The organism is Peptoniphilus stercorisuis (assembly GCF_017874395.1).
Taxonomy (GTDB): Bacteria; Bacillota; Clostridia; order Tissierellales; family Peptoniphilaceae; genus Anaerosphaera; species Anaerosphaera stercorisuis.
On sequence record NZ_JAGGLJ010000006.1, the window covers coordinates 41366 to 67587 of the forward strand.

General features: G+C 30.2%; 21 protein-coding genes and 1 pseudogene. 1 reads left to right on the plus strand and 21 read right to left on the minus strand.

The features are described from left to right. Position 1: 1 nt before the first annotated feature. Both J2Z71_RS03965 and J2Z71_RS03970 read right to left on the minus strand, forming a co-directional pair. Positions 2-2206 (minus strand): HAMP domain-containing sensor histidine kinase, encoded by a 2205-nt coding sequence (locus tag J2Z71_RS03965; RefSeq protein WP_210060563.1) that lies wholly within the window; start codon positions 2204-2206, stop codon positions 2-4. A gap of 2 nt (positions 2207-2208) precedes the next feature. Next, positions 2209-2913 carry a response regulator transcription factor gene (locus tag J2Z71_RS03970; protein ID WP_210060564.1) on the minus strand — a complete coding sequence of 235 codons (705 nt, stop codon included), beginning with the start codon at positions 2911-2913 and terminating at the stop codon, positions 2209-2211. Positions 2914-3087: 174 nt separating this feature from the next. On the opposite strand from J2Z71_RS03970, the gene J2Z71_RS03975 reads away from it, so the two are divergent. Then, positions 3088-4848 (plus strand): Rqc2 family fibronectin-binding protein, encoded by a 1761-nt coding sequence (locus J2Z71_RS03975; protein ID WP_210060565.1) that lies wholly within the window; start codon positions 3088-3090, stop codon positions 4846-4848. Between the two features lie 12 nt (positions 4849-4860). Here the strand turns inward: J2Z71_RS03975 and J2Z71_RS03980 are convergent, their stop codons facing one another. From J2Z71_RS03980 to J2Z71_RS04060, 19 genes and pseudogenes are all read right to left on the minus strand, one after another. Continuing rightward, positions 4861-5169: a YerC/YecD family TrpR-related protein gene (locus J2Z71_RS03980; RefSeq protein WP_210060566.1), complete on the minus strand. Its 309-nt coding sequence runs from the start codon at positions 5167-5169 to the stop codon at positions 4861-4863. 29 nt (positions 5170-5198) lie between these two features. Next, positions 5199-5675 (minus strand): 5-(carboxyamino)imidazole ribonucleotide mutase, encoded by a 477-nt coding sequence (gene purE / locus J2Z71_RS03985; protein ID WP_210060567.1) that lies wholly within the window; start codon positions 5673-5675, stop codon positions 5199-5201. A 208-nt stretch (positions 5676-5883) separates the two neighbouring features. Then, positions 5884-6429: a rubrerythrin family protein gene (locus J2Z71_RS03990; protein WP_210060626.1), complete on the minus strand. Its 546-nt coding sequence runs from the start codon at positions 6427-6429 to the stop codon at positions 5884-5886. A gap of 125 nt (positions 6430-6554) precedes the next feature. Beyond that, complete coding sequence (gene prfA / locus J2Z71_RS03995; protein WP_210060568.1) at positions 6555-7631, minus strand: peptide chain release factor 1; 1077 nt, start codon at positions 7629-7631, stop codon at positions 6555-6557. Position 7632: 1 nt separating this feature from the next. Beyond that, on the minus strand, positions 7633-8466 hold the full coding sequence (prmC, locus tag J2Z71_RS04000; RefSeq protein ID WP_210060569.1) for a peptide chain release factor N(5)-glutamine methyltransferase: 834 nt from the start codon (positions 8464-8466) through the stop codon (positions 7633-7635). Continuing rightward, positions 8457-9404 (minus strand): DUF1385 domain-containing protein, encoded by a 948-nt coding sequence (locus J2Z71_RS04005; RefSeq protein WP_210060570.1) that lies wholly within the window; start codon positions 9402-9404, stop codon positions 8457-8459. Before J2Z71_RS04005 ends, prmC begins: the two co-directional genes overlap by 10 nt. 41 nt (positions 9405-9445) lie before the next feature. Further along, positions 9446-9649 (minus strand): 50S ribosomal protein L31, encoded by a 204-nt coding sequence (gene rpmE, locus J2Z71_RS04010; RefSeq protein ID WP_210060571.1) that lies wholly within the window; start codon positions 9647-9649, stop codon positions 9446-9448. 160 nt (positions 9650-9809) lie between these two features. After that, the gene (locus J2Z71_RS04015) at positions 9810-10316 is read right to left on the minus strand and encodes a DUF4342 domain-containing protein (protein WP_210060572.1); all 507 of its coding nucleotides are present in this window, start codon (positions 10314-10316) and stop codon (positions 9810-9812) included. Positions 10317-10512: 196 nt separating this feature from the next. Continuing rightward, on the minus strand, positions 10513-11229 hold the full coding sequence (locus J2Z71_RS04020; protein ID WP_210060573.1) for a M48 family metallopeptidase: 717 nt from the start codon (positions 11227-11229) through the stop codon (positions 10513-10515). Beyond that, positions 11229-11354 (minus strand): hypothetical protein, encoded by a 126-nt coding sequence (locus tag J2Z71_RS08990; RefSeq protein ID WP_280954006.1) that lies wholly within the window; start codon positions 11352-11354, stop codon positions 11229-11231. Before J2Z71_RS08990 ends, J2Z71_RS04020 begins: the two co-directional genes overlap by 1 nt. Positions 11355-11442: 88 nt before the next feature. Next, positions 11443-12261 carry a type I restriction enzyme endonuclease domain-containing protein gene (locus J2Z71_RS08995; protein ID WP_342590795.1) on the minus strand — a complete coding sequence of 273 codons (819 nt, stop codon included), beginning with the start codon at positions 12259-12261 and terminating at the stop codon, positions 11443-11445. Continuing rightward, positions 12259-13383: pseudogene (locus J2Z71_RS09000) on the minus strand (HsdR family type I site-specific deoxyribonuclease); the annotation flags it as partial. The gene J2Z71_RS08995 and the pseudogene J2Z71_RS09000, both read right to left, overlap by 3 nt. An 80-nt stretch (positions 13384-13463) precedes the next feature. Continuing rightward, positions 13464-13826: a type II toxin-antitoxin system RnlB family antitoxin gene (locus J2Z71_RS04030; RefSeq protein ID WP_210060575.1), complete on the minus strand. Its 363-nt coding sequence runs from the start codon at positions 13824-13826 to the stop codon at positions 13464-13466. 35 nt (positions 13827-13861) lie between these two features. Beyond that, positions 13862-15346: a ribonuclease H1 domain-containing protein gene (locus J2Z71_RS04035; RefSeq protein ID WP_210060576.1), complete on the minus strand. Its 1485-nt coding sequence runs from the start codon at positions 15344-15346 to the stop codon at positions 13862-13864. 272 nt (positions 15347-15618) lie between these two features. Next, a complete protein-coding gene (locus J2Z71_RS04040) occupies positions 15619-16656 on the minus strand; it encodes a recombinase family protein (RefSeq protein WP_210060577.1) in 1038 nt (345 codons plus the stop codon). After that, a complete protein-coding gene (locus J2Z71_RS04045; protein ID WP_210060578.1) occupies positions 16653-17192 on the minus strand; it encodes an ATP-binding protein in 540 nt (179 codons plus the stop codon). The genes J2Z71_RS04040 and J2Z71_RS04045 overlap by 4 nt, the downstream gene beginning before the upstream one ends. After that, a complete protein-coding gene (locus tag J2Z71_RS04050; protein WP_210060579.1) occupies positions 17189-18307 on the minus strand; it encodes a Mu transposase domain-containing protein in 1119 nt (372 codons plus the stop codon). The genes J2Z71_RS04045 and J2Z71_RS04050 overlap by 4 nt, the downstream gene beginning before the upstream one ends. Positions 18308-18656: 349 nt before the next feature. Then, positions 18657-19328, minus strand: coding sequence for a sortase (locus tag J2Z71_RS09045; protein WP_210060580.1), 672 nt, complete (start codon positions 19326-19328; stop codon positions 18657-18659). Continuing rightward, complete coding sequence (locus tag J2Z71_RS04060; protein ID WP_210060581.1) at positions 19294-26073, minus strand: Spy0128 family protein; 6780 nt, start codon at positions 26071-26073, stop codon at positions 19294-19296. Before J2Z71_RS04060 ends, J2Z71_RS09045 begins: the two co-directional genes overlap by 35 nt. Positions 26074-26222 lie beyond the last annotated feature (149 nt).

Consider the following 26222-nt stretch of genomic DNA (forward strand, 5'->3'; position numbering starts at 1 on the left):
ATTAAAATTTAATTTCTGTTTTAAATAAATCTCCATCTATTTCTAAACTAAATTTTCCACCTTGTGCTTCTATTAGTGATGTTGCTATAGAAAGACCAAGTCCTGAACCTTCAGTATTTCTAGACTCATCTCCCCTTTTAAATCTATCAACAAGTTCTGATGCTGATATATTTAAAGAGTAATTTGAAATATTTTTCATAAGAAGAATTATTTCATTTTTATTTTTTTCTAAATCTACATATACTCTAGTTCCAGGCATTGCATATTTATATATATTTGAAAATAAATTATCTAATACCCTTGAAGTTCTATTGCCATCTAGACTTAATATAATAGGTTCTTCTGGCAAAGTTTGAACAATTTGTAAATGTCTATCTTCAAACTTATCTTCCCATTCTCCTGCTATTTGCATTAATATAGCTCTTAAATCTATATCATCAAGATCAAGCTCAATATTTCCACTACTAGCCTTTGAAACTTCAAATAAATCTTCAATTAAATGTTTTAATTTAATAGATTTTTCATATATAACTTCCGCATATTCATTCTTTTCTTCTTCAGTAGTATTTTCCTTAACTATTAAATCAGAATAATTAATAATAGAAGTCAGAGGTGTCTTTAAGTCATGAGATACATTTGTAATAAGCTCAGACTTTAATCTTTCAGACTTTACAGCCTCATCTACTGCAGTAGATAGATTATCTGAAATTGTATTAAAACTATGTGCTACACCCTTAAAATAAGTTGTATCTTCATCTATTTTTATATCATAATTGCCTTCTGCAATACTTTTAGATTTTTTAGTTACATTTTCTAAATCTATCATATATTTTTTAGCAAGATTATATACTATAAATACTAAAACCATCCAAATAATCCAAACTATAAATCTAAGTCCATAACTTACTACCATAACTGATCCAAGTGTTCCAAGCACTATAAGACCTGCACAAAATAGCTTTAACTTATTTAAAGAATCTTTGGATAAATCAATACTTTCTTGTAAATAACTAGAAGTATTTTTTGCAAATTTCTTAAACCAATTTACTACAGACTTAAATAATCTAATTATTATTGAATTAGAAAATACAAAAGCACTTGTACCTTCATTATATATAGCTTTTAACCCAAGTACATAATAATACACTGCAATCAATGCAAAGAAGGATGAAATAAATTGCAATATATATATAGTATAAACACTTAACATTGCATATATATCTCTACTATCTGAAATTATAGCAATGGGAACAAACCAAAGCCCTGTAAAAATCATAACTATCTCTACTGGAAATCTTTTTATACCATCTGCAAAAGAAACTCCCTTTAATTTTTTATAATTAGAAATCATAGCAAAGGCCACTAAAAATCCAATACTCACCATTAAGCCTATTGCCTTACTTGGCATTACTACTCTCTCTACATATACTCCTGAAATATAATTATTAAAACCCTTACTATGAAAATCTATTGAATACATAAAACTCAACTTTTTAATTCCATAATATTTATCATTTATATTTCTATAAGATGAGTTTAAAGTTTTCTTAAAATCTTTTGTTAAATTATCATATTTTTTATCTGGAATTTCCTCTGATGTAATATAGACTTTTCCATTTTCGTAATATCCCTTCACTCCATATACACTACTTTTTGAATCTTCAAATTCATAATCTTTAGGATCTATATCTTCATTAAAATCACCTATATTACTAAGATATGACACCTTATACTTAGGTTCTTCTATTTCATCACTTAAATTATTAGTATATTCATTTTCTGGATAATCTTCCTTATATAATTCATAATCATCTCTATTTATTCTTGTTTCAATTTGTCCATCTAAGTTTCTTATTACAATCTCATTTGGATATCTATTTTTAAACTCTTCAGTTTTTTCAAAATTATCAACCTTATATCCTTTTACAATATATTTCATAGAATTTTTTGTAATTTGATTTACATAATACATATCATTCATTGATTCATCATAAAGAGAATTATTAATTGCCTCAGAGAAAACTTCTGAAATATAACTATATTTCCCGTCATCATCATTAAATATCTCTGATTTTTCTACAAAAAATGAAACTAACAAACTTAATATTGTAAGAATTACTATTACAAATACTATGCCTGAATTTGAATATCTAATAGATTTTTTTTCTATAACTTCATCATATTCATTAAATTCACTATCATTCAATATTAATTCCTCCTTTTTGGATCTACAAATTTATAACCTAAACCCCAGGCAACTTTTAAATACATAGGTTTTTTAGGATCAATTTCTATTTTTTCTCTAATTCTTCTAATATGAACAGTTACAGTTTTAGCTTCAATTGCAGGCTCATTCCAAACTATTTCATATATTTCTTCTATGGAAAACACACGATTTGGATTTTTCATAAGTAGCTCTAATATTTTATATTCAATAGAAGTTAGAGATATTTTCTCATCTTCAACATAAACAGTTTTCTCTAAAGTATTAAGCTTTATACCGCCTATTTGAATAATATCCTCTTCCTTATGTTCATCTTGATACTGATGAAATCTTCTAATATTAGAATTAACTCTTGCCATTAATTCCAAAGGATTAAAAGGCTTTGTAATATAATCATCTGCTCCAATATTAAGCCCAATTACCTTATCATAATCTTCACCCTTTGCTGAAAGTATTATAATAGGCACATATGAGTGCTCACGAAGTTTTAGTATTGCCTCTTCTCCACTCATATTTGGCATCATTAAATCCATTATTATAAGATCAACTTTATTATTTTTAAATTTATCAACAGCATCTTGACCATCTTCTGCATAAATAACATCGTAATTTGCATTTTTAAGATAAATCCCTATAGACTCTCTTATAGCTTTATCATCCTCAGCTACAAGTATTGTGTATTTTTCCATATAATCCCTCCAAAAAGTATAATATCAAAAATCTTTTAAAATTTTATTAGCTAAATCTTACAAATTTCTTAAATATATAATTATTTTTATTATATCAAAGAAATATCCACAAATTAATAAATTTAAAACCTCAAAATACTTTTATGTTATAATACTTAAGAAGTAGGTGATAATATGGCTTATGACGGAACAGTCCTAAAAGCAGTAATCCATGAATTAAATGAAAAACTAAACACTGGAAGAATTGATAAAATATATCAACCTGAAAAAGACGAAATAACATTGAGTATTAGATGTAAAGGAGAAAAATACAAATTATTACTATCAGCATCAAGTAATAATCCAAGAGTTTATCTTACTAATATTGATAAGAATAATCCTCAAACTCCCCCAACATTTTGTATGCTACTTAGAAAACATCTTGAAAGCGCAAGAATCATTAATTTTGAACAATATAAAATGGATAGAGTCTTAAAGATGAATGTTATCTCCAAAAATGAACTTGGAGATGAAATAACAAAATCTCTAATAGTTGAAATTATGGGCAAATATTCAAATATTATTTTAATTGATAATTCTAATAATAAAATTTATGACTCAATAAAAAGAGTAAATTCACAAATGAGTAGAGTTCGTGAAATCTTACCAGGCTTACAATATGATATTGAATCTATTTCTGATAAAGAAGATCCATTAATCGAAACTCAAGAAAATTTTATAAATATTCTTAAAAACTCAGAACAAAACAAAAGCCTTAAAAACTTTATTATGAACACTTATACAGGTATTAGTCCAAATATATCTAGAGAAATTTCTTATAGGGCTTCTATTGAGTCTGATAGACCTTTAAATAGTCTTACTAATGAAGAAATACACTCTTTATCAAAGGCATTTTTAGACTTTACAAAATCTTTAAACAACAACGAATACAAAGCAAATTTTGTAATGGAAAATGATAAAATAATTTCCTTTAGTGCCCTTGATCTTCTAATGTATCCAGAAAATGAAAAAACTTATTTTAAAAGCATCTCATCTCTTTTAGATGAATACTATTCTAAAAAAGACAATGATCAAAGAATGAAAGATAAAAGTTCTAATATTAAAAAAGTTGTAAAAAATAATTTAGATAAGAATATTAAAAAACTAGAAAAACAAAATGAAGAACTTAACGAAGCAACTAATAGAGAAAAATATAAAATATATGCTGATTTAATCTCTGCAAATTTATATAAAATAGAAAAAGGACAAAAATCAATTGAAGTAGAAAATTTCTACGACAATATGAACTTAATTAAAGTTCCACTAGATGAAAGATTTTCAGGATCTGAGAATGCAAATAGATATTATAAAAAATATTCAAAATTAAAACATGCTGCAAAAAGACTTGAATTAGAAATAGAAAAATCTAAATCTAATATTGATTATCTAGAAACAGTTCTTTTAAATATAGAATTTTCAGATGAAGTTTCTGATATTGAAGAAATTAAAGAAGAACTTAAAGAGACTGGATTTATTAAAAAAACTAAATCTAAAACTAAAAATAAGAAAAAAGAATCTAAATTCTTAGAATTTAAAAGCATTGATGGATATAAAATTTATGTAGGTAAAAATAATAAGCAAAACGAAGAACTCACATTAAAAATAGCATCTAAAGAAGATATGTGGTTTCACGTTAAAGGTGGAGCTGGATCTCATGTAATCATTAAAAATAATGGTGAAGAACTTTCTGAAGAAGCAATTAATGAATGTGCAACACTTGCTGCTTATTATAGCTCTTTTAAAAATTCTAATAATGTTGAAATAGACTACACTACTAGAAAAAATATAAAAAGACATCCTAGTAAAGTTCCAGGACTTGTAATATATGTAGATTTTTCCACAATTAATGTAAGTAATATTTTTAATAATATAAAAAATATAAAAAAAGACGCTTAAGCGTCTTTTTTATTACTCTTCTTCTGAAATATATCCAAGTCTTTTTAATACTAGTTTATATCCATCTGAACCATAATTAAGTGATCTGTTTATTCTTGAAATAGTTGCTGTACTAGCCCCTGTCTCTGCTTCTATTTCATGATAAGTTTTATTTTTTATTAGAAGCTTAACAACTTGAAGTCTTTGAGAAATAGCTTGAATTTCTTTTACAGTACATATGTCTTCAAAAAATCTGTAACACTCATCAAGTGTTTCTAGCGCTAAAATCGCCTCAAATAAATCGTCAGTTTGTTCACTTTTAATCTTAGAATTGTATAACATTCTACTTTCCCCCTATTTTCACTAGAATATTACTCTAGCTGTTTATTCATTTTTTCCACATCATCTGCTAACTCTTGTTTATGTGAATGTAATTTTTCTTTAAGTGAGTTATCATTAAGAGATAAAATTTGCACTGCCAGTAGCGCTGCATTTTTTCCACCATCAATTGCAACAGTAGCAACTGGTACGCCTGATGGCATTTGTACAGTTGATAAAAGCGCATCTAATCCGTCAAGTGTCGAAGATTTCACCGGTATTCCAATAACTGGAACAATTGTATTCGCAGCTAAAACTCCACCTAAATGTGCAGCTTTTCCTGCTATTGATATTATTACTCCAACCCCACGTTCTTCAGCAGTTTTTGCAAATTCATATGCTCTTATTGGGGTTCTATGAGCAGAAATAACTTCAACTTCATAATCTACATCAAAATCCTTAAGAACTGAAATAACATCATCACTAATTTTTTTATCACTAATACTTCCCATTACTATTGAAACCTTCATAATTCCTCCATATTTTGTTAATAAATAATATACAAATGCTACCTCTCATTTTAACCATTAACCATATTAACAATGTTTTATAGTAAAGTCAATAGTTTTTCCAACTTTAATTCATATTAGAAAGGTTTTATTTTAAATTCCATTTTTCTTTCCATTGAACCTTTTAAGTATAAAAAAATCTCTCTAATAAATTAGAGAGATTTTTTAATTAATATTCAACAAATACTTTTGCTTTTGCTCCACAAATTGGGCAAACTTCTTCATTTTCGTCAAATGTAATATATCCACAAACTGGGCATAAGAAGATTTTTTCTGCATCTAAATCTTTACCAGCTTCAACAGCATCAATTGCATCTTGATATCTTTCAGCATGAACTTTTTCTGCTTCAATAGCATATTTCATAGCTTTAATAGCACCTTGTTCATCTTGAAGTTCTGCAACTGCAATATAAGCTGGATACATTTGAGTATATTCAAATACTTCTCCACCTTTTGCTGCTTCTAAGTTTTCTACAGTATCTCCCATGCCAAATCCTGCCATAGATAATACTGGGAAGTCACCTTTTTCATCTTTTAGAGCATTAAAATGAAGCTTAGCATGTACTTCTTCTGCGTCTGAAGTTGCGTTGAAAAGTCTTGCTACGTTTTTTAAGCCTTTTTTCTCTGCTGCTTCGCCCCAAATAATATATCTCATATGTGCTTGAGATTCTCCACCAAAAGCTGATCTTAAGTTATCACTAGTCATTTTATTCATCATAATAAATTTACCCCCTTAAACCATTTATAATTTTCACACTCATTTGGTACTTTTAATACCCTATCTATTATATATAATTTAGTGTAGTAAATCAAGGGATTTTATAAATTTAGAATCCCCTATTAAACAGCTTTATCCATATGCTCAATTTTTTTAGCTTGATCACTTGTAATAAGAGCATCTATAATATCATCTAAATCTCCATCAGTAACAGCCTCTATTCTGTGAAGAGTTAAATTTATTCTATGATCAGTTACCCTTCCTTGAGGATAATTATAAGTTCTAATTCTTTCTGATCTATCTCCTGTACCAATTTGAGATCTCTTTTGATCTGAAAGTTCTTTATTTTGTTCTTGAAGTTTTAAATCATAAAGTTTAGTTTTTAAAATCTTCATTGCTTTTTCCTTATTTCTAAGTTGAGATTTCTCATCTTGACAAGAAATTACAATATTAGTAGGAATATGAGTAAGTCTAACAGCAGAGTCAGTTGTATTTACACATTGTCCACCATTACCAGAAGCTCTAAATACATCAAATTTAACATCATTCATATCTATTTCTATCTCAACATCTTCAGCCTCTGGCAGCACTGCTACAGTTGCAGTAGAAGTATGAATTCTTCCAGAACTTTCTGTCTCTGGAACTCTTTGAACTCTATGAACACCAGATTCATATTTAAGTCTAGAATAAGCTCCCTTACCAGTAATCATAAGAACAACTTCCTTATATCCACCAATACCAATTTCATTAGAACTCATTATTTCAGGTTTCCAGCCCATTTTTTCAGCATACATAGTATATTGTCTTAAAAGTACACCTGCAAAAAGTGCCGCTTCATCTCCACCTGCACCAGCACGAATTTCAACAATTACGTTTTTATTGTCATTAGGGTCCTTAGGAATTAGAAGAACTTTTAACTCTTCTTCTATTTTTACAATTTGTTCCTCATCTTCTTTGATTTCTTCCTTAGCCATTTCTTTTAGCTCTTCATCAATTTTTTCAGATAAAAGCTCTTTATTGTCCTCTAGATTTTGCGCTACATCTTTATACTCTCTATATTTCATAACAATAGGCTCAAGTTCTGCATGCTCTATTGCTGTTTTTTGATATAATTTAGAATTATTAATAACCTCAACATCTATTAACTGTTTTTCAAGTTCAATGTATTTTTCTTCAAAAACTGCTATATTTTCGTACATATTATTCCCCTTTTTTTCCTATTACTACTCTATCTCTATTAGATAAATCCTTAATTACTTCTACATTATAATCTTTAAGAAGATTTTTTAAATCATCAGCTTGATCATGACCTATTTCAAAAACTAAATATCCATCATCACTTAAAAACTCCTTTGCAGACTTTATAATTTCCCTATAAAAATAAAGTCCATCTATTCCACCATCAAGTGCATTCATAGGTTCATAATCTTTAACCTCCACTTGCAACTTTTCAATTTCATCCGTTCTTATATATGGTGGATTTGAATAAATTATATCATATTTTCCAGTAATATTTTCAAATAAATTACTCTTTAAAACCTCTATATTCTCAAGATTATATCTTTTAATATTCTTCAAAGTATTTTTAATAGCATAATCTGAAATATCAACAGCAGTAAACTTAGTATCTCTATAAATATTCGCCATAGTAACAGATACAATACCACTTCCAGATCCAATCTCAACAAAACTTTTAATATTATTCTCTTTAAAAATTTTATTCAAAACTTCAATACTAATCTCAGTATCATCTCTTGGTATTAACACATTTTCATCTATATAAAAAGTATTTCCATAAAATTCAGTTTCACCAAAAATATATTGAAGTGGCTCTCCATTTTTCCTTCTATTTAAAATATTAAAATACTCATTTAAAATATCATCATTTAAATTTTCTTTATCATGTGATATTAAATAAGACATATCTTTATCAAGAAGCCTTGATAAAATCAATCTAACCTCAAAAAAAGGGTTAGTGTACTTGGAATTTTCCAAGTAATTTAACCCCTCTTTAAGAGCAACTCTTATTTCCATAGATCACTTTCTCCTTCATCTGGAAGCACAGCCTTTAAGCTCTCAATGGCAACCTCAATCATAGAATCATCAGGTTCACGAACAGTTGCATACTTTTGTATCTCCAAACCTGGAATAGCTAAAACTTTACAAACCTTACTATCGCTTTTACCAATAATTCTATTAATCTCATAAGAAATTCCTGCTACTATAGGAAGCGCTATAATTCTAGATACAACTCTCATAAGTGGATTTGGCCATCCAAAAAATGAAAGCACTAAAATACTTATAATCATTACCATAAATAAAAAACTAGTACCACATCTAGGATGTACTATTGGATACTTCTTAACATTTTCAACAGTAAGTTCATCTCCAGCTTCATAGCAATGAATAGTTTTATGCTCACTTCCATGATATTCAAAAACTCTCTTTATATCATCAATTTTAGACACATAATATAAATATATTCCAAAAACAACAAGTCTTAAAATTCCCTCAAAAAGATTTAAAACAATAGAACTTTCAGTATGTTTACTTAAAAGCCCTGCAGTTAAACTTGGAATAATCATAAATAAAACAGTTGCAACAACAAAAGAAAATAAAATAGCTATAAACATTTCAATATTTTCTTTTTTCTTCTTATCCTTAACAACCTTATCTAACAAACCATCTTCTAGATCTTCCTCATCTTCCCAAAATGAAGCAGAATAAGTAAGAGCATTAATTCCAGTTACCATAGCCTCTAAAAGCTTAAAAGCTCCTCTTATAATAGGAAGATTTAGAATTTTATATTTACTTGCCAAACTATTTATCTCATCAACTTTTAAATCTATTTCCTTATCAGGCTTTCTAACAGCAATAGCCATCTTTGAAGGGCCCTTCATCATAACTCCCTCAATAAGCGCCTGACCTCCTATAGAAGTCTTAAAAGCTTTTTTATTATAAACTTTGTCCATTAATACTCCTTAAATAAAAATGGTTAGCACCACGCTAACCATTACTTGTTTCTTTGATATTTCTTGTTGAACTTTTCAATACGTCCGCCGTGGTCAGTGAACTTTTGTTTTCCAGTAAAGAATGGATGGCATTCTGAACAAACTTCTACTTTAAGTTCATCTTTAACAGAGCCAGTTTTAAATGTATTTCCACAAGCACAAATTACTGTAGCTTCTTTATATTCTGGTTGAATATCTTTTTTCATTGCTTCACAACTCCTTTATATCAGATTATTAATTATCGTTTAATTTTAACACATCTGTTATTTTAGCACAATCACCAATATATTTCAATTACTTTTCGCTTAAATACTATTATAAAAGAAGTTTTTAAATATGTCTAGATGCAAATTAAAATAGTTATTCCTATTTGTCCTCATTATTAGAATCATCAGTGTTTTGTGAATTATTATCTTCACTTTCAGACTTTTCTTCACTAGATTTTTTTGAAAACTTTTTAATATTAATATACTCTTTAAGATCAATAATCTCTCCAGAGTCCATAATAACCTTAAAATCATAATCAGTTACTAAAACAACCCCAGCACCCACTAAAGCTGCAAGAGGCGCTAAAACAAGACCTAGTGCCGATACAGTAAGAGGAAGACTTAATACAATCTCATCATCCTTTGAAACAATAATCTTACTAGCATTACCCTTATCCCAAATTTCTTTAATAGCATTTTTTATCTCATCAAAATTTATAAAATCTTTTTTCTCATCTTCTTTTTTCTCTGGAATAACAACACTATGCATTATTATTTTAATAGCACGATCCACATCTCCATCAGCATCAAGAAGAGCAACACGTACAACCTCATAAGAAGCCCCAGTTATATTCATAACATAATCTATTTTTTCCATAGTAATCATTAATATCAACTCCCTATTTTGTATTATACCCCTTATTATTAAAAAATCTTTTACAATAAATCTAAGTATTTATTAAAAATAAATTAATTAAATTAGTTTTTATCATATTTAAACAAAAAAGATATCTTTAATATAGAAATATAATCTACAACTTTATTCTTTTTCAATTAAATTTTTATAATATTCCTATTAGAAACTATATCTCCCTTACAACATACTCATCTAAAATCTTTTTCTTTTCTTGCCACCCTGGCATATATAAACTCATTAAATTATAAAATTCTTTATTATGTTTTTTATACTTAAAATGAATCATCTCATGAAGAATAACATACTCAATACAATCCTTAGGTGCATATATTAAATCTTCATTTAGAATAATTCTCTCTTGATCAATAAGACAGCTTCCCCATCTTACATTCATTTTTCTAATAGTAATACTAGGAAAAATCTCGCATAAACTCTTAGTATTTTTATAAACCTTATCTAAAACCTCTTTAAAAATAATCCTTCTTCTCTCATCATACCAACTATCTAAAAGATCTTTTTTTCTAGACCTATCATTTTTATCCCTTACATAAATATAGATATATCCTCTATAATACTTTACATGCTCATCTTGATTCTCAAAAACCTTTAACATATATTGCCTTCCCAAATATCTAAAAGTCTCTCCACTAACATAGTCTTTTTTAGGAATATCAACAGGCCTAGTCTTATAAAAATAATCTAAATTTCTCTCAATCCAATTCCCATTTTTAATGATAAAACTATTTATCTCATCAATACTAATATTATCATTAGCAGATACATTAATTTCCATATTTGGTTTTACAGTTAAATTAATATTCTTAACATTTTTTCTCTTTAAATTATACTTAAAAACTCTATTGCCATACTCTACTTGGCACATTATTTTTCCCTTTCCTGTGCAATTAAAATAACTTTACTAATAATTGAATCAATTAAATCATAATTACGTTCTAAATTAGAATCATTCATATAATCAATAATCATATCCTCTAACTCTAAAATCATTTTATTTTTAACATCCTCATTATCTATCCAATCAACCTTCTTTAACCTTTTAATAATACTATTAGACTCCAATGCCAAAAGACCAAGATCAGTTTTTTTTACTATTAACTATATCCTCATCATCATAAAGCTTTAAAAGCTCGCCATAATAAGCCTGAGCTGAAAAATTATTTTTAATATTAATAGGATATCCAACAACATCCTTTTCATTATGAAAATCTTCCGCATACTCATACATCTTCTTTAAATATTCAGCCTCAGTAATTCTTTTGTCCTTATATTCATTTAGAGTTTTTTCTATCATCTCAGAAAACTTTTCATAATACATAGGATTAAAATTATAATTAGAATTAATAGACTGTGAAAGCCTACTTCTAATAGCATCAGCTTGAGAAGCCTTATTTCCAAGCCTTGCAAGTTCAGACTTAAACTCCTTATCATTTAAAATATTAATACTATGAGTTATCCTAGAAGTACTAGAAGAAGAAACATTTCTATCAATTAAATTTTGCATATCATCATTAAGACTACTAATATCAACTATATCTTGATACCTAGACTTAACAGACTTTTCAAGCTCCTCAAAAAATTTCAAATCTTTTTTAATACTTAAAATCTCTTTTTCATTCTCAATATAAACAGAATCCAAAGCCTCAATAAACTTAATATTTCTTCTTAAATTTCTCATATTTTCATAAAACTTATTTCTTAACTTATCATCATAAAGAAAATTACTACAAGCATTAAAATAATCTTCATTACTTTTCTCATCAATATTAATAAACATATCCAAAAGCACCGAATGAGATTGTCTAAGCTCAGACATAGCCATCTTTGAATCCCTTAAAGTATCCTCTAAATCCTTAGGATCAAAATTTTCAAGACCTGCACCAGAATACATGTTCATAGCAGAATCAAGCTCACTTAAAAGACCTCTAAAATCTATAATAATTCCCCTGTCTTTCCCATCTTGAAGCCTATTTACCCTTGCAATAGCTTGTAAAAGATTATGTTCCTTTAAAGGTTTATCAATATATAAAATCTGAGCAGAAGGAGCATCAAAACCAGTAAGAAGTTTATCAACAACAATTAAAATATCAATATCGCCATGTATAAACTCATCCTTAATCCTTCTTTCATAAGTTTCCTTATCACCATAATCAGCCATCATTTTCTTCCAAAATCTTACAACCTCATCACTAGACTCCTCATCAATATCATCAAAGCCCTCACGCATATCAGGAGCAGAAATCAAAAGCTTAACATTTAAATCTTCAAACCTTTCAAAATACTTTAAATACCTAATACTATCAACCTTACTATTAGTAGCAAACATAGCATTAAAAGGAGTATCTCCTAAATTTTCCTTATAATGCTCATTAATCCTAAAAGCAATCAAATAAATTCTCTGATCAGAAGAAGCAATCTTACTAAACCTGCTCCACTTTTTCATCACATCTTGCTTTTGAGAATCATTTAACTTTCTAGTAATAATATCTAAAGTATTATCAATATTTCTTTGATTAACCTCTTGATCCACCATAAAACCCTCATAATACAAAGGAAGAATAGTCCCATCAGCAACAGCCTTAGAAATAGTATAAGTATGAATCAAATCCCCGAATTTTATCATAGTATTTTTTTCATCCTTCATCAAAGGCGTACCAGTAAAACCAAGATAACAAGCATTAGGAAAAACTTTTTTCATCTTTGTATGAAAACTTCCATACTGAGTCCTATGAGACTCATCAACAAGAATAAAAACATCCTTAGACAACACTGGCTCAATATTATCAACAGCAGTCTTAAACTTATTTACAATAGTAGTAACAATATCTGCCCCATCATTATTAATAAGACTTACAAGATTATTTCCACTAATAGCCTTACTTGCCCTTAAATCAGTATCATTAAAAGTCTTGTGTATTTGATCATCAAGATCAACCCTATCAGTAACAATTACAACCTTAGGCTTATCCTTCTTATACCTATAAAAAATATACCTACAAAGCATAACCATAGTAAGACTCTTACCACTACCCTATCGTGTCAAGCGAATGATACAATAAAACACCCAATTTTCATTGGGTGTTCTCATTAATCTAACTATCAATTAAAAGAATATAAGCAATCATTTATCTTCTTTTTTTGTGGAATTGTTAAAATTGAATTGTTTAGTTTACTTGGATTGTCTCTTATTATACTATTTGCAATTTCTAATACATCTCTATCTACATCGATATATCTGTATTCGTTTAAATCTAGGTATCCTTTTTCGTTTACTTTACTTTCAATAAATCTATATTCATTTATACCAGATACTAGAGCCGTATCAATTAATATAATCTCGCCTTCTAAAGAGGATAAATTAATTGATTTTAAAACATCTGAAAGTTTTAACTCATAATCCAATAAAGTTATAATTTTTCTTAACCCAACCATATTTATATCATTAATTAGATAATTGCTCATTTAATGTATCCTCCTTTCACTATAAATTTTTGATACTAAAATAGTATATAATATTTATTTACAAGTTGCAAGCCTTCTAAAATTAAATCTCTAGCTACGTGCATTTCAGTAATTACAGGGGTATCAATAGAATCCTTTGACCAATGTGCATACGGATGTCGTATTTTATTATAATAATTATATAAGTCATCTAAAAAATCAATCTGTCTTGTACTAGCATTTACCTTAGTTGAATTATAATAGTATCTTGAATTTCCCTTATCTTTATTAAAATAAGCAAAATTATTTTTTCCTGTGCTTTTTACAGTATTATTACCTAATTTGTCACTTAATATTCTATGTAAATAATAATCCATAGCCCTAAAAATGGGTGTAATTAGACATGTGTAGTCTGGCATATATCCTACTAACATTGTATTAAATATTGCTGATAATATGTTATTATAATGCTTTATATCTTGAATTTCATCAGGAAAGTTTGGTAATAGATTCTTTAATTGATTTTCAACCTCCTCTTTTTCCACTGTTAAAGCATGATAAGTATTTAAGGTTTCTATAACAGAGCTTTCCGTTGGCAATTTTTCAATTGCATAGGATATTATTTTTTGGAATAACACACTTTGTTTCCCTTGAACATATGATTTATTCCCTTTATAACAATTTATTACCACTTTATCTCTAATGTACGTAACTTCGATTCTATTTAAGTAATCTCTAATCTTTTCAATTTCCTTTTTTATTTCTCTTTCCTTATTATAATTTTTATTTTCTATTGATACTTCTTCTATGATGTTTATCCAATCTTCTTGAGTAAGGCCAATAAAATATATAGAACCATCGTTGTAGGCCTTATAACCCTGAGATAGCAAGGATCTTTTGGCTAAATCATCAGCTTCTTCATTATAGATTATTCCAGTATGTGCCTTAGTGTGTATAAAATTAATTTTTATTAATTTAGATTTTTCATCAATAAATTTGCTATATTCTTTTGTAATTCTTTTGTTTGCTTTCCACTCTTTTTTTGCCCATTTTTCAATTCCTTCATAATCATAATAAATCGTAATTTCTTTTTTATTGTTTTCAATCGTCCACAAGATTGATTCTATAACGCCACTTATTTCACCTGCTACATTTCTAGAATCCATGTACTCTTCATTTACATATGCTTTAAATAATTTTTGTTTGTGTCCTTTAATAAATAAAATAGCACCAAATCCATATTTTTCTTTTCCATCCGCATCGGGAGAATAGCTTCCATCAACAAACGCAATTACCTCACCATCGTTAAGATTTTCTATCCTTTTTTCTATTTCTTCATTGATATCATAATCTTTTTCATCTGTGTTTGATTCTATTCTATCCCCTTGACTTGTAATATACCTTTCAGCCTCTTCAAGTGTAGGAAACGATTTATATTCAGCCCCTGAAAAGCCTTTAACTTGTTCTTCTGCTTGACTCCAAGTTTGATAAATACCTGGAATTTTACCTGCCTTAACAGCATAGAATTTGCGTTTAGCCATATAGTATCTACCCCCTATTTTAATAAGTCAAATCCTCTACATCTTCTAATTATTAATTTCATTGTTCTTTAATATTTTTGATATCTTTATAAATGCTTTTATTTTAACATTTTATCTTTTCTTACTTACTATATGATTCTATTATAACATATTTTAACATTTGTAGCTTTCAATATATTCTGAATGCTTTTATTCCTAAACCTATATAAGCTAAATTCTTATAAAGAATATAATAAAAGGAGACCACGACTAATTGATCTCCTTCTATTGTACTAACAATATTCTATTTTTTCTATACCTTTACCAGAAATGTATATTGTCTTAATATATTTAGCTACTACATCTTCAGTAAGACTTTCTATAGTTCCACTTTCTTTCAGTTCCTTATCAATAACTTTTATACGTTTATTATTCTCTTCAGCGGATTCTTCTAATTGATCTTTTAAGCCTATAAAAGCTTCTCTTGAAATCTTACCAAACTTATAATTTTCAAATTCTATTCTTTTCTTCTTTAAAAGTTCATCATTCTTATCATAGAGTTTTTTCTGTTCCTTTAGGAGTCTTTCTTTTTCTGCCTTATCTGTGTGAAACCTATCTTTAAGAATTTTAAAGACATCTGATTCAAGCTCCTTATAATGAGGCAACTTTTCTTCTTGGTCTAGTATCCTACAATAATAACAGTAAAGATTTATACCTATTAATTCTTTCCCATTGGAACTTTTAAGAAATCTTATTTTATAACCGCACTTGTTGCATCTTACAAAGGGAGCAATAGGACTGTTTTTATATTTGCTTTTTCCACCATAGAATTTATTTTTATGCCTTGATTTTAGTAGTTCACTTACCCTATCAAAGCTTTCTTTGCTTATAATGACTTCATGATTATTGTAAATCTTTTCCCATTCTTCCTTAGGATGATAAGTAACACTACCACCATCAAGCTTGCTTTTACTTGTCTTATTAAAGACGAATGTTCCAGTATACACTTCATTCTTTAAAATCCTTCTAACCATACTATGAGACCATATTGTTTGTTCTACATTAGAAAACCACCTGTTAGAATATGAATCATAGCCTTTAATCTGCTTTCTTCTTGCTCTAGCAGTAATAACACTTTCATCATTAAGGATTTTCGCAGTTTCATTTAGAGTATATCCTTCAAGGATAAGTTGAAATATATATCTGACATTATCTGAAACCGCTTCATCAATGATAAGCTTGTACTTATTTTTAGGATCTTTCAGATATCCATATGGTGGTGTTCCGGTGGTATATTTCCCTTGCTTTCTAGCTGTGTAAAGAGCATTCATTCCTTGTCAAATGATATATAACCGAGTTCATCTGCTATTATCAAGTCGTATTTCTCGAATTTCTTCTCAAGGGTGTATAGTTTCTTTTCACTCCTTGTCTCCTTGAGTTCATTTATCAATGAGGCCACTGTTGAAAAGTAGACCTTGTATCCCTTGTTGCAGGCTTCTATTCCTAGACCTATTGAAATATGCGTCTTCCCTGTTCCAGGGTTTCCTGCCAATATTATGTTCCTACCTTCTTCTATGAAGTTTAAGGTTTTCAGTTCTTTTATCTTTTGCCTGCCATCTTCAGGTAAGTACTCTACCCTCAATTCGTCCATATGCTTTTTGTAGGGGAACCTGGCATTTTTGATTCTATTCTTTCTGCCGTTTTCTTTCCTCATATCATAGGCTTCTGAAAATATGTCTAGCAAAAAGTCCTCATATGACTGGTCTTGGCGGTATGCTTCCTCTATCTTTTGTTTCAACCCTTGATTTATACCAGGAATCTTTAATTCTGATACATATCCCTTTATTTCCTGCAATGTCTCTTTCAATTTTCATACCTCCCCATTGATTCAAGATTAAAAAGATTGTTTAATTCTTGTATTTGCTTTGTGGATGATTCGAAGATCTCTACATCTTCACGCTTTATCCTTAAATCTTCTCCGGGGAGCTTGTAGACTATGTTTTTTATGTTATCTGTGGTTACCAGGCTTTCCTTTATGGTCTTGAGTTCCTTAATGGCAGATAGCACTGTAGTTGTGTCTTTTTCTTTTATTAGCTCTAAAAGCTCTATGAAATCCCTTGGATTATTGGTATAATATCTTTGATATGTTTCTTGAAGCTCTGGACTTAGCTGGTGTCTGCCAACACTGGAATGCAATGCTCCGGGCTTCTTTTTTAATGTATGGATAAAATGATTGATATCAATTATCCATTTATGGTTTTGAAAGCTTCTTATGTGCTCCGCTGTTTTTGACTCCTTGTAGTAGATCTTGATCTCTTCAGGGTATATTTTCACCTTTACAAATTTACCTACAAGGTAATTGGTAACTGAGTATTTATTCTGGTCAATGTTTATGACACTGTACTTATTAACTCTTGACTCTGTTCTCCTTTTGGCAGTGGTCATAAGTCCCATTTTGAATGTTAGCATCTTTCCACCGATAGTTAATTTAACTTCACCCCAGTCAAACTCCATGGTTTCTCCCAATTGATACTCCTGTCTTACGTAGGCCTCCTTGGTATTATGGTTGTCTCGGATGTAGTTACAGACGGTTGTATATCCAATGTCATAGCCTTTTTCAAGAAGCTTTTCATGTATGTCGGTGTTTTTTATCAACTGCTTATGTCTTCCTAGGGCCCGATTATTTTCATTGCTTAGGAGCATGCTTTTAATTTCTTCAATTATGTCTTCTGTCAGCTTAAGCTTTGTTCTGCTACTGGTATCATATTTTGGCTTGGATGCAATTTCTTCTATCAGAAGGATGATTTGCTCCCTGTGTTTTTCCTCATTATGGCCTAATTGATCCAACTCCTTAAACTTGGCATTCACTTCACCTATGTATTTTCTTACAGTTGTGCGCGAAATTTTCAAGTCATCACTGATTTTTCTCTGTGAGTCACCATCTCTAAAATGTCTCATTAGAATTTCTGCTTTCTGGTCCAATCTAATCAACCTCCATCCCCCCTAAAGTTCTCTTTAAAGGGTATTATATTTTATTGGTGGACCAGTTTTCAATTAATATGGTGGTACAAGTTTTAAGTTAACACAAACATGGGCTGATTTCCATTAAATCATCATAGGAAAAAAAGGAATCTTGTCGTATAATCATATTAGGGTTTCCTCCTTAATGTGAACATATAGTGATTCGTCTTACTATATATATTCGACATTTTGGGGTGAAATCCTTTTTGCTGGCCAAAAAAAGTTAGTTATTTCAACAATTTTAAATTATGCAATTAACTCAAATAAAAAATGCTTGCTAGACTGAGTCTAGCAAGCATTTTTCCTTGTTTTACTCTTGAATTTTTTTGCCTCTTATGGTCAAGCGATCTTCACTTCCCACAGTACCGTCATAGGTGCATGTAAACAATGTCAAATCCCATTCCCCGCTTTCCATACCTTCAATATCTACATCCTTAATTATCTCTATTTTATCTACAATATAGTGAAACTGATTTCCATCTATATCCGTAAAGATTAGCTCTTCTCCTGGTGATATTTTAGCTAAGCCTCCAAAATGGCTCCTATAGTTATGGCCTGCAATAATTATATCATCTGTATAAACTGATCCTTTATAGCGATTAGGAGAAATTTTTAATTTTGATGCACTCCAATCACTCATTATAGGCAAGGATAGTTCTAATTTCGGTACATTTATTACTCCTATATATTGGTTTTCGTCGATGGTTTTTGTAGGCATTTCCATATTGGGATTTAGTATATAACTAGGTATAGTTTCTTCTTTTTTTATTTCTTCTAGTTCTATATTTTCTTCTTTTTCTGCTTCTACATAGTTCATCTGCTCCAATATTTTATTAGATATAGCACCAGCTTGTTGTTCTTGCCATAGGTTGTAGATTACTAGGCTAATGGAGGCTCCTATAAGTAGAATCCCCATTGCCATAAGGATTTTTCCTTTACTAGTTTTTTTATTCATCATTCTTTCTTTTTTTCTTTTTATCACTATTTAGACCTAGTCCAAATATGGTTATACCAGATATTGCCAAAATGGAAGCTGGCCACCAAACCATTCCCGTTTGTGGTAAAGTAGTTCCTTTACTTGGTCTGCTTGGAGTACTTGGTCTACTCGGTCTACTCGGTCTACTTGGAGTACCCGGTCTAGTTGGCCTAGTTGGATCTTGAGGATCTTCGGGAACTACTGGAACCTTAGGATCTTCTGGGTCTTTCGGATCTTCTGGATCTTCTGGGTCTTCGGGATCTGGATATTCCGGATCTACTGGGTCTGGATATTCAGGGTCTACTGGTGTTGTAGGTGGCGTTATCGGTCTGTAGGTGTTATTAAACACTAGCTCATCTACACCAATATATTCTACTTCTGCCGTTAAAGTCCCTACTCCATCATCAGTTACTCTTACCAGAATTTCATATACTTTATCATCATATGTCATTCTTCTTTGAGAACCTCTTATTTCCCTAAGGGTATATCTATATTCTCCAGCTTCACTATAAGTTATTTCATCAAATATAATTTGACCGTTTCTATTATTTGTTCCTCTTTGAATTAGATTTTCTTCTGAGTCTCTTAATTCAAATGTGAATTGGCTATCCCTTAGACTTTGTCCTCTTAGGGTTTTTCTAGCTTCTATTACTATACTATCTGGATTAGGTGTATAAGTGTTAGTAAATACTGCTGGCCCATTTGTATATTCTTTAGTAGCTAATAATTGTCCTTCACCGTCATCTGTTACTGTCACTGTAACTTCTATAACTCTATCATCATAAGTTACTCCACCTTGGGAGCCTACTACTTCTCGAATAGTGTAATAATATTCTCCTACTGAGTTATAAGTTATTTCACTAAAGATAATTTGTCCTTCACTATTATTTTTTACTGTTTCAAGAACATTTTCTTCTTTATCAAGTAGTTCAAATTCAAATTGATCTTCTCTTAAGATTTGTCCTTCTAGGATTTTAGTTGCTTCTAGTACTATACTATCTGGAGCAGCTTCATAGGTGTTTGTAAACTCTGCTGGCCCATCAGGATATTCTACTGTTGCTGTTAATGTTCCTTCTCTATCATCTGCTACCTTTACAAGAACAGTATATACAGCTTCATCATAAGTTATTCCACCTTGGGTGCCTTTTACTTCTCGAATGGTGTACTTGTGTTCTCCTCTAACTTCATAAGTTATTTCATCGAAGATAATCTGTCCATCACTATTGTTTGATTTTGTTTGTAGGACTTCTCCATCTTTATCTACTAATTCAAAGGTGAATTGTCCATTTCTTAAGTTTTGTCCTTCTAGTAATTTATTTCCTTTTATTACTATACTGTCTGGATTAGGTGTATAGATGTTTGTAAACTGTGCTGGGCCATCTATATAGTTTGCACTAGCTACTAGGTTTCCTTCGCCATCATCTGTAACTCTAACTACTACTGTATAGCTAGTCGTGTCATAAGTTACTCCACCTTGGTCTCCTCTTGTTTCTTTAATAATATAAGTGTGGCTTCCTGTTTTATCATAGGTTATTTCATCAAATATTACTTGTCCTTCAGCATTATTCTTTACAGTTTGGATAATTTCTCCTGATTCATCAGTTAGTGTGAAGATAAATTGATCTTTTAGTAATTCTTGCCCTTCAAGGATTTTCTTAGCTTCAAGAACTATACTATCTGGTGCTGCTTGATAACTATTAGTAAATACTGCAGGTCCATTATCATAATTAGCTGTTGCGATTAATTTACCTTGACCACCATCTACTACTGTTACTGTTACTGGATACTCAGTTTGGTCATAAGTTATCCCACCAAGGTTACCTAATTTTTCACGGATGGTATAGTTGTAAGTTCCTACTTTACTATATTCAATTTCATTAAATATTACTTGGCCTTTAGCATTATTCTTTACAGTTTGAATAACTTCTCCATCTTCTACTAATTCAAATTCAAACTGATCATTTCCTAATACTTTACCTTCTAGAATTTTTTCAGCTTCTAGGACAACTTTACCTGGTCCTGCTCTATAAGTGTTATTAAACTGTACAGGTCCTTCTACATATTTTGTAATTGCAGAGTGCAGCTGACCTTCTCCATCATCTGTTACTGATACAGTTACTTTAAATTCTCTTTCGTCATAGGTTATTCCGCCGAGATTTCCCTCTACTTCTCTAATGAAATAATCATATTTTCCAACTTCATCAAAGTTTATAGCTTCGAAAGTTATCGTTCCGTCAGATTTATTTTCTACTGTTTGAATAACTTCTTTCTCAGAATCTAGTAACTGGAATTCAAATTGTCCTTCTCTTAAGTTTTGTCCTTCTAGTATCTTACTAGCTTCTATTACAGCATTAACTGAATTAGGGCTATAAGAGTTTATAAATTCTTGTCCGTCTAGATATTTTACTTCTTGAACTTCTAGTCCATTATTTCCTTGTCCAATTATGACCTGGACATTTAGCTCTCTAGTATCATAAGTTATTCCACCAAGAGCTCCATTAACTTCTCGAATCTTGAAGTTGTAAGTTCCTGGCTCATTAAATGATTGTTCAGGAAACACTATATTTCCATCAGCATCATTTTTAGCTCTTGCTACAACATTGCTACTTCCATCAAGTAGTTCAAATTCGAATTGTTCTGCTTGTAAATCTAAACCTGTTAAGGTTTTATTTGCTTCGAATCCTTGGGCAGTAACTTCTTTATAATTATTTGTTACTGTCAGGATATTGCCATTTGCTCTTGCATTAGGATTAGATCCTGCTGTCCAATTAGAATTCATAATGGTAATCTGATAAACGTCTGGAGTTTGAGTATATCCAACGGCAAAGTATATTGGGTTTAATTTTGTATATCCTTCTGGTGCTGCTGTTTCAGTTAGGATATATCTTCCAGCACGGTAATTGTTAAAGTTAATAGTGTTCCCTCCAGTAGTAATATTGTCATTTACCACTGTTCTAGTACCATTAAAATCTACACGTTCAAGTGTAAATTTAGCTCCACTTAATGATGATCCATTAGGTGTTACTTTATTAAACCCGAAGTCTAATACTCTACCGGAGCCTCCACCGCCGTAGAACCATTGTTGGGAACTAGTAGTTGTTTGTGTACTATCAAGTCTTTTCTCCTCTGTTCCACCTGTTAATACAATTTCATTTGTTACTTGATAAGTTCCTATTAGGTGTGCATTTAATCTTGTTGAATATGATATCTTATATGGTTCACTTATTGTTTCATCAAATTCAATTGTAAAGCTACGATTATTCTCATCTACAGTAAGTGTATAGCCACTATTTATTTCATCGCCTTTAGAATCCATAACTTTTATTGTATCTTCAATATATTGGTGGTTATTTGATAAAGTATCTACTACCTTAGGATTATTGATAGTTAGTCCTTCTGGGTTAATAGTTACTTTATAATCGATATTTTCTGTATCAGGGTTTTGTTCTCCTGTTTTTCCTGTTAGATCATTAGCTACATCAGCATAATAATGAATCCAAGCATCGTCTTTAGCTTCTTGTTTTAAACTTTCATTATTTGTTTGATTCGTTAGTGTCGTATAATTATTATATCTATCAAAATAAGTTTCATCTAATGATGGCATTTGTATTATTTCAGTCTCAAAGGTTACTTTATACTGATATGGTCCGTTTGGTAAATTAATTGAGAAGGAATTATCTTCAGATGTTATAGTTGACTCGCTTGTTACATCTAGATCATCAGCGCGAATAACTCTAATCGTATCTGCTAGTAATTTTTGATCTTTTGGAATTGTATCTTCTAATACTGCATCTACTAAGTTTACATGCTTGTTTGCTGAATCTGTATTTGCTTGGATAGTCCATGAAATTCTAGGATTTCCAGTTCCTCTTTCGATACCATTAGCTTGTTTTTCTACACATAGAGTTGGATTTAGGATAGTTTTTTCTACCTTATTTGATCCACCTCTATAAGTTGCTTCAACAGTGTTTTTAATTTCCTCTTGTTCTTCTTCTGGGGATAGGGTTGTGGAATAGGTTAGCTGATATTCTTTAGCATCTAATCTACCTTGATCTTGCTCTGTTGTTATTTCAAAACTCCCACCAGTTGTTCCGACACTAATATTAAACTGATTTGTTACATCTAATTCACCAGTTGTAATTTTAATATCACTTACAGTTGCAGTAGCTGGGGAATAATTGTCAGTTAGTTTAAAGTCATAAACAACGTTTCTATTAGTGTTGAAGTTCACTGTCCAATTAACAGTTTTACTTCCGTCATCATTTATAACAACTTCCCCTGATTTATCTATCCCTGAACTACGTTTACCAACTGAGGCATTAGAGGTTTCTTCTCCTCCTTGCCAAGTAAGTGTTGCATGATTAGTCTGTGCTTCATTGTTTGTATCATCTGCAGTAGTTCTGAACTTTATTTCATATACCGCATTTGTGTCTTTATTTATTTTAACTTCAAATCCATTATCTATCTTATTAAAATTAAAACCAGTAAATAATTCACCATTTTCTGTCATTGCCAGAGAACCGTCAATGAAAGTATAATTTCCTGTTGTAAAAGAATCTGTTATTGTAGGATTCTTTAGTAAAATTCTACTTTGGTTAAAAGTAATCGTCCATTCTATTTCTTGATTAGTATCGTCTGGGCTGGTTATATATCTACCTGTTTTAGTGATCCCAGCTTTTGGACCATCTAGGTCAAAATCAACACCAACTGAATCCCCAATACCAATTCCAGCCCCGTCTTCAAAGACAAGTTCAGCATGGTTTGCTAGTTTTGTTTCTTGCATACCTAGGGTTGTATAATAGGTTCTATATACGAATTTATACTCATGAGGTCCAGCATCTGACACATTTAGTATAAAACCTGTTCGATCGTCTAGTGTATAATTTTTAATACTGAAGTTATCTACTTCTACTTCATCTCTATATAAAGTATATAAACTAGAATTTGTCACATCAAATTCTAAATGTTCTGGACTAAATACATCTCTAACAGTAATTGAGCCAACATCAATTTTTTCACTATTCATGGTAATAGTCCAATCGATATAAGGACGTCCATTTACGTCTACACCTTGCTCTCCAACTTTCCCACCTGTTGGAATTGTATTTACTGGCACTAATGCATTGTCGCTGTTAGGATTATCTAAATTATCAGAAATAGTATTAGTAATATCTCCATTTAATCCTACTGGAACTGTTGATGAAAAAGTAATATAATAGGCTTTTCCATTAGCATCTAAATTTTCTAAAGTCATTCCATTAGCAGTTTTTACTGGTGTAACACTTACTTCAGTTCCCTCTCCAATAATATTTCCATCAATATCAACATCTACTTCATATACTTTAATAGTATCTTCAATAACTTCTCCTTGAGTTAAGGTATCGGTTAAAGTAACTTCTCCTAAGTTTTCTTTTCCATAGTTGTATTCAACAGTCCAATTAATTACATGAGGATCATCAGAAAGTTTACCTTCTTTCTTTATAACTGGCAAATTACCTGACCAAGTTCCACTAATACTATCTTCAACTTTATTTTCAGTTCCCCCTAAAATAATGCGCGCATTATTATTAATCGTATGTGTCCCACCACCATTAGGTCGAATTAACTTAGTTGTATAAGTGATATCATAAGCATCTTCAATTGCACCAAGATTCAACTGAAAACCAGCTCCAGTAATGGTTGGGGTTACATCAACAGTTTCTCTTCCAATATCTTCATTCTTATAGTTACGAATAATTTTCTCTACCACAAAACTATCTGCAACAATTTGAAGATTTTCTCCTAAATCATCAATTACTGTAGCATTATTAAAACTTCCCATTGAATCATTTACCCTTACTGTCCAATCAACAAATTCTGGATTACGGGTAACTTGGACTTTGTCTTCACCATTTAGGATATATTGGAATCCAGCTGTTTTCTTGTCTTCGCCTTCATACTCCTCTTGCTTCGCTTTAATAGTTACCGTATAAGATTTTTCGTCTCTAAAAGGCACTTCAACAACTACTTCCTCTTCTGTTTCAAAGATTTCTTTATTAAAGCTGCCTGAAAGGTCTACAGACATCTCTACATTATCAAAATTATTAGCATTTTCATTAAAAGTAATAGTTACTTGACCATTACTAATAGAATAAGTTGCTACTTGAGTTCCATCAATAATAATGGGTTGATCGCTAACACCTTGTCCACTATATATAGAAGGTAAATCAATTGTTAAAGTGTCTCCAGCATTGATAGTTACATCATTAGGTTTTGTGAGTCCATATTTTAATTTAACTGCATTCAAATCCCCAACATTAACTTCTATATTTTCACCATTTTCTACTTCAATCCAATTTCCCTTTCTGTTATTATAAGAAAATTCAAAGCTCGTAACTAAGTTATCTAGTACAGCAGATGGTTGATATGAATTCTCTCCATTTTCATCTTGAAGATCTATTTCATATTCATCATCCTGATCTTCTAAATCATCAAAATCTGCATTTTCAGAACCTGTATCTCTAGAATCTTCTGTATTTTCTAAATCTTCCGAACCTTCAAAGCTTGAATTATCATCTTCTCCCGAAGTTAAGTCTTCTGGTTCTTCAGGATCTAAAGGTTGTGGATCTTCTGGTTCTGAAACCGTTTCTTCCAAGACTTTCGTACTATTATCTTGGACAATATTATCAGCTAGTACTACTACTGGCATAATTACCTGTAGTATCATTGTTAATGCTAATACTAGTGAAATATTTCTCCTGATTCTTTTCATTTAATCATCCTTTCATATTGAATAAATTACAAGTTATTATCCATAATATATTATGGATATACAATATAAGTATAACATTTTAAGAATAATATAACTACCCCTTCGTTGTCTATTTAGGCCCCTTTATTTGACATAGTGGAAAACATTAC